At 28.1% G+C, this 14,142-nt stretch carries 11 protein-coding genes; 10 read left to right on the forward strand and 1 reads right to left on the reverse strand.

The window, feature by feature from the left end; all coding sequences use genetic code 11:
* Window positions 1-623: 623 nt before the first annotated feature.
* The 10 genes from IR152_RS16200 (at window position 624) to IR152_RS16245 (ending at window position 12,701) form a co-directional block, all read left to right on the forward strand.
* On the forward strand, window positions 624-4,166 hold the full coding sequence (locus tag IR152_RS16200) for a diguanylate cyclase domain-containing protein (protein ID WP_227452948.1): 3,543 nt from the start codon (window positions 624-626) through the stop codon (window positions 4,164-4,166).
* A 185-nt stretch (window positions 4,167-4,351) separates the two neighbouring features.
* A complete protein-coding gene (locus IR152_RS16205) occupies window positions 4,352-6,292 on the forward strand; it encodes a YgiQ family radical SAM protein (protein ID WP_227452949.1) in 1,941 nt (646 codons plus the stop codon).
* A gap of 99 nt (window positions 6,293-6,391) precedes the next feature.
* Window positions 6,392-7,387 carry an ABC transporter substrate-binding protein gene (locus IR152_RS16210; protein WP_227452950.1) on the forward strand — a complete coding sequence of 332 codons (996 nt, stop codon included), beginning with the start codon at window positions 6,392-6,394 and terminating at the stop codon, window positions 7,385-7,387.
* Window positions 7,359-8,144, forward strand: a complete 786-nt coding sequence (locus tag IR152_RS16215; protein ID WP_227452951.1) for an ABC transporter permease — start codon at window positions 7,359-7,361, stop codon at window positions 8,142-8,144. The genes IR152_RS16210 and IR152_RS16215 overlap by 29 nt, the downstream gene beginning before the upstream one ends.
* A complete protein-coding gene (locus IR152_RS16220; RefSeq protein ID WP_227452952.1) occupies window positions 8,132-8,830 on the forward strand; it encodes an ABC transporter ATP-binding protein in 699 nt (232 codons plus the stop codon). The genes IR152_RS16215 and IR152_RS16220 overlap by 13 nt, the downstream gene beginning before the upstream one ends.
* Before the next feature lie 122 nt (window positions 8,831-8,952).
* On the forward strand, window positions 8,953-9,426 hold the full coding sequence (ybaK, locus tag IR152_RS16225; RefSeq protein WP_227452953.1) for a Cys-tRNA(Pro) deacylase: 474 nt from the start codon (window positions 8,953-8,955) through the stop codon (window positions 9,424-9,426).
* A gap of 195 nt (window positions 9,427-9,621) precedes the next feature.
* Window positions 9,622-10,461: a fumarate hydratase gene (locus IR152_RS16230; RefSeq protein ID WP_227452954.1), complete on the forward strand. Its 840-nt coding sequence runs from the start codon at window positions 9,622-9,624 to the stop codon at window positions 10,459-10,461.
* A 10-nt stretch (window positions 10,462-10,471) separates the two neighbouring features.
* Window positions 10,472-11,020 (forward strand): Fe-S-containing hydro-lyase, encoded by a 549-nt coding sequence (locus IR152_RS16235; RefSeq protein WP_227452955.1) that lies wholly within the window; start codon window positions 10,472-10,474, stop codon window positions 11,018-11,020.
* A 66-nt stretch (window positions 11,021-11,086) separates the two neighbouring features.
* Window positions 11,087-12,268, forward strand: a complete 1,182-nt coding sequence (locus IR152_RS16240) for an NADP-dependent malic enzyme (RefSeq protein WP_227452956.1) — start codon at window positions 11,087-11,089, stop codon at window positions 12,266-12,268.
* Window positions 12,269-12,437: 169 nt separating this feature from the next.
* Window positions 12,438-12,701: a zinc ribbon domain-containing protein gene (locus IR152_RS16245; protein WP_227452957.1), complete on the forward strand. Its 264-nt coding sequence runs from the start codon at window positions 12,438-12,440 to the stop codon at window positions 12,699-12,701.
* 410 nt (window positions 12,702-13,111) lie between these two features.
* On the opposite strand, the gene IR152_RS16250 is transcribed toward IR152_RS16245, so the two are convergent.
* Window positions 13,112-13,954: a S1 RNA-binding domain-containing protein gene (locus IR152_RS16250; RefSeq protein WP_227452958.1), complete on the reverse strand. Its 843-nt coding sequence runs from the start codon at window positions 13,952-13,954 to the stop codon at window positions 13,112-13,114.
* Between the last annotated feature and the right edge of the window lie 188 nt (window positions 13,955-14,142).

Below are 14,142 nucleotides of genomic sequence, written 5' to 3' on the forward strand. Positions count from 1 at the left end.
TTTTTAATAATAGTTACCTTTTTTAAAAATGGATAATTTTAGGGAATAGATAGTGATATTCTATGTTATAATTTAGGATAAAAATTTATATAATTGTATTTGTGCATTTAGAAGGTTTTAAACATGTATTTATAAAAATAAAAAGTAAAAGGACATTACAGTATTTTACTAGAATTATTATCTGGGAAGCTAAATTCTGAGTATTAATCTAAAGTAGAGGTTTTTTATAGAGCTAAAATTTTACATGTAGAAAATTAATTTGCTAACTTAATCACATAATAACTAAAGACAAAATGTTTTTTAGAGGGAATGATTAGATAGTATTTTTTTTTTATGAAATTAAGTGGAGAGTAATTAATTAGAAAAGGAATGAATAATAATTAGTATACTACATTATCACTTTTTGATAAATCAAAAATAAAATTAAAGCTTTTAATATTAATTAAGAATAATGAAATATGAATAAAGATTTTACAAATAAATCTAAAGTTATGTTATTTAATTTTAATATAGGAAGAAGGTAAATATATATTGAAAAGTCATAAAAATAGAGATAAACAACCTAAATAAATGCAAATGCTTGAAAAATGAATAATATAATTATATATAATGAGGATGTGAGTATGATGAACAGACTAAAGCCAAGAATTCTAGGTATTAGTATCTTGTTTATTATTATAATTATTTTAACCTGTGGAGCTATTTTTAAGTTTAAATTTAAATTGGATAATAAGTTAAAAGAAACCACATATACATATTTGTCAGAGTTTACAGAACACAATATAATTAATCTCAAGACAAGACTTAGTGGTCAATTTGACATGCTTGAATCTATTGCTAACTTCATTGGAAATTTGAATAATGTAAATGATGAAATGGTGATTGATTTAATGGATTATGGGGCAAAGCGAAGTTCTTTAATAAGAATGACTATTTCTACATTAGATGGGAAAAGTTATTCTAATGATGGAATCATCAGTAATATTCAAGATAGAGATTATTTTAAAAAAGCTAAAAATGGACAAAGGAATATATCAGAGCCTTCAAAATCTATTGTTAATAATAAAGAAATAATAGTTTTATCTACCCCAGTTTATAAAAGTGGGAAAATAGTTGGTATTTTAAGCGGAATTTATGATTCAAAAAAGTTAAATGAATTGTTAGGATTATCTGCATTTGATAAAAAAGCAGATGTTTTTATTGCCAAGAAAAATGGAGATATAATTGCTCAAAATACAAATAGTAAAATGCTGTCATGTATATTTAAGCTTTTTGATAAAGATAATTGTGATGAAGTAGACTGTCTAAAAACTATAAAAGAAAATATGAAAAGTGATAAATCTGGATATTCTAATTATAACTTAGATAATGAAAAATTTATCTTAAACTATCAGCCACTTGGAATTAATGATTGGTATGTTTTTTCTGTCGTACCAAATGAAATAGTATCTATTCAGTCAGAGAATATATCCTATGATGTATATGTATTTGCATTAGAAATATCACTAGTTATATTGATTTTTATAGTATATATAGCCTGTATTATAAATAATAACACTAATGTTATTATAAATGAAAAAGAAAAATTTAAAGCGCTTACTGACAATATACTAGGAGGGGTTAAAAACTGTTTAAAAGATGAATATATGACTATGACATATGTAAGTCAGGGATTTCTAGAACTTACAGGTTACTCTGATGAAGATTTAAATAAAATATTTAAAAATAGATTTAAAGACATGATTTACAAAGAAGATATATACAAGTTTAATTGTATTATTCTAAATCAATTAGAAAAACAAGATAAAATTGAAGTTGAATATAGAATTGTAAAAAAAGATGGAAGTATAATTTGGGTTTTGGAGAGAAGCAAGTCTATAAAAGACAGTAAAGAAAATGAGTGTATTCAGGGAGTTTTAACTGATATAACAGAACTTAAGAAAATACAGGAAGAGTTACATTCAAAAAGATTTGAAATACAGGCTATCAATGATAGTATTGTTGGTGGAATAGTCATAACTGAGATAAATGACGATTTTGACAGTATATATTTAAATGAAGGTTATTTAAATATGATTGGATATACACGTAAACAACTAAAAGATGAGTTGAATAATAAATTAATCAAACTTATTTTTAAAGATGATAGAACAGAGCTAATTAATAGTATAAACAAACAACTCAAAGTAAGTGATACATTTGCATCTGAACAAAGAGTTGAAAAGAGAGATGGTACTATTATATGGATTTTATTGAAAGGAAGAAAAATAATTTATGAAAATGGAAAATCTGTACTTTGTAGTGTTATTGTAGATATTACTTCTGCTAAATTATTAGAGCAAGAGCTTAAAAAGAGTGAAGAGCGTCATGAAATTATTATAAAACAGACGCAAAATATCATAATAGAATGGGATATAGAAAAAGACAAAATTAATATATCACCTAATTGGCATAATAAGTTTGGCTATGACCCTATAATTGAAAACGCAACAAAAAATATAATAAAATCAGTGGATATATATCATGATGATATGGATAAGTTTATTTCGTTAGTTAAACTTACTTCAGAAGGTAGTGAATATGAAGAGTGTGAAATTAGACTTAGAATTAGAGATACTACGTATGCTTGGTTTAGTATAAAGGCGACAACTTTGTTTGATAATAATGGGAAACCTTATAAGGTAGTAGGAAGTTTGACTGATATTGATGAGTCAAAACGAGAGGCTGAAAAGTTAAAAGAAAGAGCAGAAAAAGACCCTCTGACAGACTTGTATAATAAAAAAGCATCACAAGCACTTATAGAAGAATACATAACATTGGATAAAAAAAGAAAAGGTGCTTTAATGATTATTGATATTGATGACTTTAAAGGAATAAATGACAATTTAGGACACTTGTATGGAGATGCTGTATTAAGTGAAATTGCAAGCGACCTAATCAATCTATTTAGAGCATCTGATATAGTAGGAAGAATTGGTGGAGATGAGTTTATCGTTTTTATGAAGGATATTTCTGAAGCAAGAGATATTATAAATAAAGCAGAAGAATTGGTTAAAGCATTTGAAAGGTCTTTTTTAGGTAAAGGACAAAATTATAAAATATCTTTGAGTGTAGGAATTGCTAGATTTCCACAAGATGGTATGGATTATATGAAGTTATTTAGAAACGCAGATATAGCTCTTTACTCAGCTAAGGGAAAAGGTAAGAATTGTTATACATTGTATGATAAAAAAATTGATAAAGTAAAATATATAACTAGCACAAGAAATTCAAGTGAGAATGCCAATGTAAAGACGTCTTTTAAAGAACATATCACAAATCATATATTTGATATACTATATGAATCAAGTGATATAGAAGTGGCAGTAAATTTAATTCTCAGTATTGTGGGTAAACACTTTAATGTGAGTCGTGTCTATATATTTGAAAACTCAGATGATAATCTAGCCTGTAAAAATACATTTGAATGGTGTAACGAAGATATAACTTCAGAAATTAATAATCTTAAGAATATCTATTACAAGGATTTAGGCAACTATCTTTTAAACTTTAATGCTGATGGGCTATTTTATTGTAATGATGTTGATAATTTAGGTAGTGATGTGAAAAAAATACTTAAGCCACAAGGTATACGTTCAATATTACAATGTAAAATTTTAGAAGGTGATGAATTTAGAGGGTTCATAGGATTTGACGAATGTTTATATAATCGTATGTGGACTAATGATGAAGTGAATACATTGACTTTTCTATCTAAAACACTCAGCATGTTTTTATTAAAAATGCGTATTCAGAGTAAGCTAGAAGAGTCTTTAAAGATTCAAAAGTCTGTAATGGATAATATGGATATATGGGCGTATGTTGTTGATAGGAACACCTATGAATTATTATTTATTAATAAAAAAATGCTTGAGTCAGCACCAAACACTCATGTGGGTGATTTATGTTATAAAGCTCTATGGAATAATCAAAATAAACCTTGTAAAAAATGCCCTATGAGACATCTAAAAGAGGGTGATGATACTTGTAAATCATTTATGCGCAATAGAAAGTTTGATGTGAAGGCAAATATAACTACAACCACTTTGAAATGGTTTGATGGGAAAGATGCATGCTTAATCTTTGGAAGTGAAGTAAGTAGCATTGAATCTGAAGAAAATATTTAAAATACTGTATTATATATTTACTTAAAATCACAATTTGAATTTATTAGACTTAAAATGTCTATATAAATTATTTAAGTTGTGGTTTTAAGTATTTTTTATGATATAATTAAGCGTTAAGAACAAAATTAAAAGATACTTTTGTATAAGAAAAATATTTGTTAAATATATATTGAGCAGGTGATAATATGGAAAATAGGTTTTTACCAATAAGCAAACAAGATATGATAGATAGAGGATGGGAAGAATTAGATTTTGTTCTAGTTACAGGAGATGCTTATGTAGACCATCATAGTTTTGGGACAGCAATAATATCTAGAGTTTTAGAAAATGCTGGGTATAAAGTTGGGATAATAGCTCAACCAAACTGGAAGACTACAGATGATTTTATGAAGCTAGGAAAACCTAGACTTGGGTTTTTAGTCAATGCAGGAAATATGGATTCAATGGTCAACCATTATTCTGTAAGCAAAAAGCATAGAGACAAGGATATGTATTCTCCAGGTGGAAAAATGGGTTATAGACCAGATAGAGCTACTATAGTATATTGTAATAAAATAAGAGAAGCATATAGTGATGTTGCAATAGTAATAGGTGGAATTGAAGCTAGTTTAAGAAGATTTGCACACTATGATTATTGGAGTGATAAGGTTAGAAAGTCTATGCTAATAGATAGTGGAGCAGATTTACTAGTTTATGGTATGAGTGAAAAGCAGATTGTAGAAGTAGCCAATGCACTTAATGATGGATATGACCCAAAATATATTAGACATATTGATGGGACATGCTATATTGCAGATACATTGGAAGAGATATATGATAAATATATATTAATTCCATCATATAAAGAAATATGTGAAGATAAAATGAAGTATGTAGAAGCTTTTAAAATTCAATATGATGAACAAGACCCATTTAGAGGAAATATAATTGTTCAACCTCATGGAAGTAAGTATTTGGTTCAAAATAAGCCAGAGAAACCACTTAGCAGGGAAGAATTAGACGAAGTATATGGATTGCCATATCAAAAGACATACCATCCTGTATATGAAAAATTTGGTGGGATACCAGCTATAGAAGAAGTAAAATTTAGTATAGTAAGTTCAAGAGGATGCTTTGGTAGTTGTTCATTTTGTGCAATAACATTTCATCAAGGTAGGGCAGTGCAAAGTAGAAGTGAAAAATCAATTATTGATGAAGCAATAGGAATAACAAATTTAACTGATTTTAAAGGGTATATACATGATGTTGGAGGTCCAACAGCTAATTTTAGAAGACCAGCTTGTAACAAACAAATTACTAAAGGTGCTTGTAAAAATAGACAATGTTTATCGCCATCACCATGTAAAAATCTAGATGCAGACCACAGTGAATATCTACACTTACTTAGAGCTGTAAGAAAATTACCTAAAATAAAAAAGGTGTTTGTGCGTTCTGGTATTAGATACGATTATGTAATGGCAGATAAGAACAATAAGTTTCTTAGAGAATTGATAGAGCATCATGTAAGTGGTCAACTAAAGGTAGCTCCAGAACATATATCAGAAGAAGTTTTAAAGTATATGCAAAAACCAGCAGGAAAAACTTATGATAAATTTAGACAGAAGTTTTTTGCTATAAATGAAGAGTTAGGTAAGAAGCAATATTTGATACCATACTTAATGTCTAGTCATCCTGGTTCTACCTTAAGTAGTGCTATAGAGTTAGCTGAGTATTTAAGGGATACTCACTATCAACCAGAGCAGGTTCAGGATTTTTATCCAACTCCTGGGACTCTATCTACAACCATGTTTTATACAGGTATAGACCCACTTACAATGAAACCAGTTTATGTGCCTAAATCAAAAAGAGACAAGGCAATGCAAAGAGCTTTATTACAGTATAGAGCACCTAGAAATTATGATTTAGTGTACTCTGCATTAGTTGAAGCAGGAAGAGAAGACTTAATAGGCTTTGGGCATAGATGTCTTATAAAGCCAAAAGATGAAAAGCCTTATTTTAATAGAAATAATTCTAAAAAAAATGTATCTAAGGGTGTAAATAAAAACAAAAGAACTAATACAAATAACAGAACTAATAAAAATCAACAAAAAAGTTCAACTAAAAAAAAGAAAAACATTAGAATATAAATAAAAATGTTTAGATAAGAAGGATTATTCGATAAATTAACAGAAATTAATATAAATAAATATAATTATTTTATAATATGTTACCTTTGGGAGGAAGAGATGAAAAAGTATATTTCTATAATATTATTAGTAGCAGTGACTGTGATTTTTTTTGTAGGATGCTCACCAGGAAAAGATGAATCTCAAGAGAAAGAGTTATCAGTTGTCAAAGAAGTAAAAGTAGCTGTTCCAGATGGATTGCCAGCAGTATCAATAGCTAAACTTGCAAATGAAAATCCAGAGATTAAAGGTGGATATGAAACAGTGTATAGCATTGAAAAGACACCAGAGGCGATTTCCACTAGAGTGATGAAAAAAGATGTAGATATAGCTATAGTTCCTTCAAATATGGCTGCAATAGCATATAATAAAACTTCAGCATATAATATAGTTGGAACTGTGGGAATGGGTTCGCTTTATTTAGTATCAACAGAAAATATAAAAGACTATTCTGATTTAGTTGGTAAAGAAATTGGATGCACTGGAAAAGGACTTACTCCAGATTTAACTATAAAAAACATTTTATTACAAAAGGGTATAAATTATTCAGATATAAATTTTAATTATGTAAATTCAGCAAGTGAATTGGTACCATTATTGGCTACTGGTAAAGTTAAAACAGGTATTGTTCCAGAACCTGCACTTAGTGCGTTGATGTCTAAAAATCCCGATATAAAAATTATAAAAAGTTTAAATGACTCGTGGAAGGAAGTAAGTGGCTCAAAAGACGGTTATCCTCAATCTACTCTAATTGTAAAGTCTGAATTCTTGAAAGATAATAAAGATTTTGTGGATTCTTTTGTAGGTCAATTATCAAATAGTATAGATTGGGCAAATAAAAGCCCTGAAGAATTAGGTGCATATTCTGAAAAAATAAAAATATCTACCGAATCAAAGATAATAGGAAAATCTCTTGAAAGAGCTAATTTAAAATATATCCCAGTTAAAGACATGATTAAAGACTATAAAAATTACTATGAGAAATTAGCTGATTTTGATGATAAGACATTAGGAGGCAAAGTACCAGATGAAGCAATATACTTTGTTGAGAAATAAAAAGAATAAAGAACAATTTATAGATAAATTAGAGGTAACACTTTCTTGTGTTATCCTCTTATTTTTATGGCAAATTATTGCTTTAAAAATTAATAATGATATTTTTTTACCAACGGTAGGTCAAGTATTTAATAGTATAAAAGAAATTATACTGAATTCTAGTTTCTATACAGACATACTTTATTCTATGGGGAGATGTTTTTTTAGTTTTTTATTTGCTATGATTTTTGCTATTATATTTTCAATCGTGTCTTATTTAAGTAGGTTTTTTAGAAATTTATTAAAACCAATAAATGCTTTGACACGTTCAATACCAACTATGATATTGGTAGTACTTGCACTTATTTGGTTTGAAAAGGATAGCACACCTTTTATAGTTGGATTTACTATAGTTTTTCCGATATTGTATGATAATGTTTTAGGAGCTATATTGGATATAGACAAGAACTTACTAGAAATGGCGAATGTGTATAAAATAAGGTTTATAGATAAGGTATTAAAAATTTATTTACCAGCCATAAAATTTCAAATTATATCTATACTAGTATCAACCTTTTCTTTAAGTTTGAAAGTTGCTATAGCAGGAGAGGTATATAGTCAACCTACATATGGTATTGGAACTATGATACAGACTGAAAAAATTAACTTTAATACATCTGGAATATTTGCGTGGATAATTATTGTTCTTTTAATTTCTGCCATTTTGCAAATAGCTCAAAAGTTTTTAGCAAGGAGAACTTTTTTATGGAAAAGATAAAGTTAAGTATTGAGAATATAAATAAAAGATATGATAATCGTGTGATATTTAGAAATTTTAATATTGATTTTTGTATGAATGAGGTTAATTGTATCCTCGGAAAATCTGGTTGTGGGAAAACTACACTTTTAAACATAATAAGTGGGATTATTAAAAATGATACTGACAATTTAAATATCAAAGAAAATTTAAATAAAGTAGGAAATAAGTTGGAAGCTAGCTACATATTTCAAGATGATAGGCTTATAGATTGGTTAACAGTAGAAGAAAATATAAAGATAGTTGTAAATAAATATTACAATAAAACTCAACTAAATAAAATTTGCGATGAATATTTAGAATTGGTTGGAATTAGTGAGTATAAAAAATTCTATCCTCAGATGCTTAGTGGAGGTATTAGACAAAGAGTAAATATTGCTAGAGCTTTTATATATCCATCAAGAAACATTATAATGGATGAGCCTTTTAAATCTATTGACGTAAAGAATATACATCTTATAATGAATAATTTCAAAAATATATTAAGTAAAGAAAAAAGAACTGTGTTATTTGTAACTCATAATATTGAAGAAGCATTATTTTTAGCGGATAGGATATTTATTTTAGGAGATTCTCCAATTAGAATAAAAAAAATATTAAAAAATTCTAATGAATTGGGAAAAAATGAAGTTTTGAAGTTGATATAGATTTATAATGATACTGTCGTTTTAAAATATACTTAATTAAAATCTATAAGACTGTATTAAAATAATACAGAATATTCAAAAATGTGTATAATGTTCGTATTTTATAAAAAGGAAGTGAAGATATGGTTAAGACTAATGCTATGAGAATATTAGATTCAAATAAGATTGATTATAAAGTAATGTCTTATGAAGTAAAAAGTGAACATGTAGATGGTGTTGAGGTAGCACATGATATAGGAAGAGATGTAAATGAAGTGTATAAGACCTTAGTAACTCAAGGAGTTAGTAAGAATATATATGTATATGTAATACCAGTACATGAAAACCTAGACTTAAAAAAGGCTGCAAAAGTAGCTAAAGAAAAAAGTGTGGAGATGATTCATGTAAAAGATATAAATAAGTTTACAGGTTATATTAGAGGTGGATGCTCCCCTATAGGTATGAAAAAACTTTATAAAACTTTTGTAAATGAAAGTGCAAAAAATTTAGATACAATTATCGTGAGTGCAGGAAAAATAGGCTATCAAATAGAACTATCGCCATTTGATTTACAAAAGCTTATAAAAGTAGAATTTGTAGATGTGGTAAAAAAATAAGAATCACATATAAAATATAGAGCTTTTATTCTTAATAATAAGTATTATATTGTTAATAAAATGAGTAATGATTTTGAAATAAATGTTCAGTTACTTGTATGTAATTGATATAAAAATATTGAGAACTTTTAAAAATAATGGTAAAGTGTAAGTATAATCACGAATATTTTTGTAAAGTAATGGAGGGATGTTCGCTTGAGGAAAATAAAATCTGAACAAATAGTCGAACAAGTAAAAAAACTTTGTATAGAAGCGAGCCTATATTTAGGAGAAGATGTTTTAAGCTGTATAAAAGAGAAAGCCAAAAGTGAAAAGAGTGAAGTTGGAAAAAATATATTAAATATATTAGTTGAAAACGCTGAAATAGCTAAAGAAAAAAATATACCAATATGCCAAGATACTGGTATGGCTGTATTTTTTGTTGAAATAGGACAAGAGGTTGTAATTGAAGGAGATACTCTTACTGATGCTATAAATGAGGGAGTAAAGCAAGGGTATGAAGAAGGTTACTTAAGAAAATCTGTTGTAAGCCCGATTAGTAGAGTGAATACAAAAGATAATACACCTGCTGTTATTCATTATGATATGGTAAAAGGTGATAAAATTAAAATAGAATTTGCAGCAAAGGGATTTGGAAGCGAAAATATGAGTAAAATGAAAATGTTAAAACCATCAGATGGGTTAGAAGGAATTAAAAAATTCATAATAGATACAGTTTCAGAAGCTGGACCTAATCCATGCCCTCCTATGGTAATTGGAGTTGGTATAGGTGGGACTGTGGATAAATGTGCTCAAATAGCTAAAAAGGCACTTTTTAGAGAACTAGGTGAATTTAATCAGGACGAAAATATAGCAAAACTTGAAAGTGAATTATTAAAATCTATTAATAAGCTTGGTATAGGACCTCAAGGCTTAGGTGGCACTACAACAGCTTTGGGATTAAACATAGAGACTTTTCCTACACATATAGCAGGTCTTCCTGTTGTTGTAAATATAAACTGCCATGCATCAAGACATAAAAAGGTAGTAATTTAGGAGGAAAAAAATGATAAAAATAACTACGCCTGTAAGTGAAATTGATATATCAAAATTGAATTGTGGAGATACAATTAGTTTGAGTGGTATACTTTATACAGCAAGAGATGCTGCTCATAAAAGATTGATAGATTGCATAAATAAAGGTGAAGAATTACCATTTAATGTATATGGTCAAGGAATATATTATGTGGGACCTACTCCTACAAAGCCAGGAGAAGTTATAGGTGCAGCTGGACCGACAACGAGTTATAGAATGGATGACTTGACTATACCTCTTTTAGAAAGAGGTCTTAGACTTATGATAGGTAAAGGAAAAAGAAGTGATGAAGTTATAGAAGGAATGCAAAAATATGGAGCAGTTTATCTTGCTGCAATAGGTGGAGCTGGAGCATATATTTCAAATTCAATAAAATCATGTGAAATTATTGCATATGAAGATTTAGGAGCTGAAGCTATAAGAAAGATTGTAGTAGAAGACCTTAAGCTTACAGTAGCTATAGATAGTTATGGAAATAATATATATGAGCAAGGTCGGGCACTTTATGAATGTAAATAAAATTTATAAATTTATATGAATATTAAAATTAAAAGATAGTTGTATATATTTTAAGGAGGAAAATTGATGTCTAAGGATTATGCAAAATTGGCATTAGAAATGCATGAAATCAATAAAGGAAAAATAAATGTACAAAGCAAAGTAGAAATCAAAACTAAGGATGATTTGTCAACAGCATATACACCAGGTGTTGCAGAACCTTGTTTAAAAATACATGAAAGTCAAGATGATGTTTATAGATATACTTCTAAAGGGAATCTAGTAGCAGTAGTTAGCGATGGAAGTGCTGTACTTGGATTAGGCAATATTGGTGCTGAAGCATCTATACCTGTTATGGAAGGCAAGGCTATACTATTTAAACAATTTGCAGATGTAGATGCTTTTCCAATTTGTCTAAAGACCAATAATGTAGATGAGATAGTTAAATCTGTGGAGTTGATGGAGCCTGTATTTGGAGGTATAAATTTGGAAGATATATCTTCTCCAAGATGCTTTGAGATAGAAGAGAGACTAAAAAAATCTTTAGGTATACCCGTATTTCATGATGACCAACATGGAACAGCAATAATTGTTGCAGCAGCTATAATAAATTCAATAAAATTAATTGAAAATAAAAAAATAGAAGATTTGGAAATAGTCATAAACGGAGCAGGGGCTGCTGGTATAGCTATAGCAAAGATACTACTTAATATGAATGTTAAGAATATAGTATTATGTGATAGAAGTGGTGCATTAGAAGCTAGCATAGAAAATCTAAATTATGTTCAAAAAGAAATGTTAGAAGTAACAAATATAAGAAATGAAAAAGGTTCTTTAAAAGATATTATAAAAGGAAAAGATGTATTTATAGGTGTTTCAGGTCCAGGAGCTGTTACAAAGGAAATGGTTGAAAGTATGTCTGAAAAGCCAATAATATTAGCAATGGCAAACCCTACTCCAGAGATAATGCCAGAAGAAGCTAAGCTAGGTGGAGCATTCATAATGGGAACCGGTCGTTCAGACTTCCCTAATCAAGTCAATAATGTTTTGGCTTTCCCTGGAATATTTAGAGGGGCACTTGATGTTAAAGCTAAAGAGATTAATGAAGAGATGAAGATAGCTGCTGCATATGCAATCGCCAATACTATAAGTGATGAAGAGATATGTCCAGAGTATATATTACCAGATGTCTTTAATAAAAATGTTGTAAAAAATGTTGCTGAAGCAGTTAAAGAAGCAGCAATAAAAACTAAAGTAAATAGAATATAATTTTTTATAAATTATTAAAAACTAAAAATAAAAAGACTAATGAAATTATGTCCAGTGGAATGATTTTATTAGTCTTTTTATTTTTAATATGACACAATAATGTCATATTAATCTTGATATAATTTGAATATGGTTAGGAGCCAAAGAAAAATATAAGGAGTGATTTAAAATGGAAGAAATTAAATTTTGCCAATGTTGTGCTATGCCAATGGGACAAACTGATGAATTATATGGGACAAATAAAGATGGAAGTAAAAGTACTGATTACTGTAGCTATTGTTTTAAAGATGGTGAATTTATAGCAGATATAAGTATGGAAGATATGATAGAGGTTTGTATACCTCCTATGCTTGAAAGTAATAAAGGCATGACTGAAGATGAAGCAAGAACAATGATGAATAGTTTCTTTCCGACATTAAAACGTTGGAAGTAAATTTATACAAAATTCGTAGATAGCATAAAATTTATAAAAATTAATAATAAATATATTGATTCTGAATGCTGATTAGATTTATTTAAATAATGTATTAGGTAAGTTTACAAGGAAGTGTATGCAGAAGAATATAAAATATGATATTAACAACAAGTGGTATACCTCATGACATACCACTTGTTGTTGGCTGAGAGTTCAGTTCTTATTGTATGGTTAAATCTACATTATCCTCAAACGGCAAAGTTTAAAATATGTTCTTTCTACGCTATTTATCTATCCATGTCTTTTTTTACCTCAAGATTTATCTGATTAAGAATCTTTAGCCAATTATCAGATTAAAAAAGAAGTAAATATGAAATAGAAAATATCTTTCATTTTTACTTCTTTTTTTACAGTATAAAATTTTTATTCTACTTTAGATAAGTTCCTTCTTCATTTTGATAAATTAATCCTTTTTTCATAAGCACTCCAAGAGCACGTTTAAAATTTTTCTTGCTTGAATTAAATAATATAGAAATATCTTTAGGGTCAGACTTATCATTAAATCTCATATATCCATCAGAGCCATCTAAATAACTTAAAATTTTATTTTCTAAAGTATCAAGTTCATCTTTTCTATTTCCTCTAGGAGAAAGCCCTAGTTTTCCATCTTCATATACCTTTATAACATGTAAATTTTCAAGAACATCACCAGTTTTTAATTCAGTAAAGTATTCATTATGAAGTATTACACCAGCATATTTATTATCTACACATATCATAGCAGAATTATTAGTTTGAAATCCATATACAACTCCAGTTACTATATCTCCTACATTGTAAGTATGGTCTGTTAATAGATATGAATCTATATCTGTAGTAGCAGCAATTCTTTTACTTTTATCCAAATATATATAAAATAAATATTTTTCGTCTCTAAATAATGGATAAGTCTTAGCTTTAAAAGGAACTAGTATGTCCTTAGGAAGACCCATATCTATAAAAGTGCCAATGTCTGTATTATCAACTACTTTCAAATATGCTACATCCCCAACCTTCGCCAAAGGAGGTATTAAAGTTGCAGCAGTTCTGTCATCAGAATCTTTAAATATGAAAGCATCTACTTCATCACCTATATTTATTTCATTTTTTCCGATTAATCTATTATGAAGAAGTATATCGTCTTTTGTGTTATTAGTTTGTCCATCCAAAAAATATCCAAATTCAGTTTTTCTTTTTACTGTAAGTTTATTAAAATCACCTATGTTTATCAAATTAAAATCATCCTCTCATTTTATATTTATAATTTAGCCATAATATACTTATTGTAGTAGTTTGTCACAGTATCTATATTAGTATTAGTGAAATTTACAATAAATAATATAGTTATTTATGTATTTTTCAATTCTCTAGCTTCTTATATAGTATAAACTCCAATTTCTTTTTTGTCTTTAGGTTTTAC

It is taken from the genome of Clostridioides sp. ES-S-0108-01 (assembly GCF_020662285.1).
Classification (GTDB): domain Bacteria; phylum Bacillota; class Clostridia; order Peptostreptococcales; family Peptostreptococcaceae; genus Clostridioides.

Coding starts and splice junctions, on each gene's coding strand:
- IR152_RS16200 (WP_227452948.1), top strand. CDS start 624: ATGATGAACAGACTAAAGCCAAGAATTCTAGGTATTAGTATCTTGTTT.
- IR152_RS16205 (WP_227452949.1), top strand. CDS start 4,352: ATGGAAAATAGGTTTTTACCAATAAGCAAACAAGATATGATAGATAGA.
- IR152_RS16210 (WP_227452950.1), top strand. CDS start 6,392: ATGAAAAAGTATATTTCTATAATATTATTAGTAGCAGTGACTGTGATT.
- IR152_RS16215 (WP_227452951.1), top strand. CDS start 7,359: ATGAAGCAATATACTTTGTTGAGAAATAAAAAGAATAAAGAACAATTT.
- IR152_RS16220 (WP_227452952.1), top strand. CDS start 8,132: ATGGAAAAGATAAAGTTAAGTATTGAGAATATAAATAAAAGATATGAT.
- ybaK (WP_227452953.1), top strand. CDS start 8,953: ATGGTTAAGACTAATGCTATGAGAATATTAGATTCAAATAAGATTGAT.
- IR152_RS16235 (WP_227452955.1), top strand. CDS start 10,472: ATGATAAAAATAACTACGCCTGTAAGTGAAATTGATATATCAAAATTG.
- IR152_RS16240 (WP_227452956.1), top strand. CDS start 11,087: ATGTCTAAGGATTATGCAAAATTGGCATTAGAAATGCATGAAATCAAT.
- IR152_RS16245 (WP_227452957.1), top strand. CDS start 12,438: ATGGAAGAAATTAAATTTTGCCAATGTTGTGCTATGCCAATGGGACAA.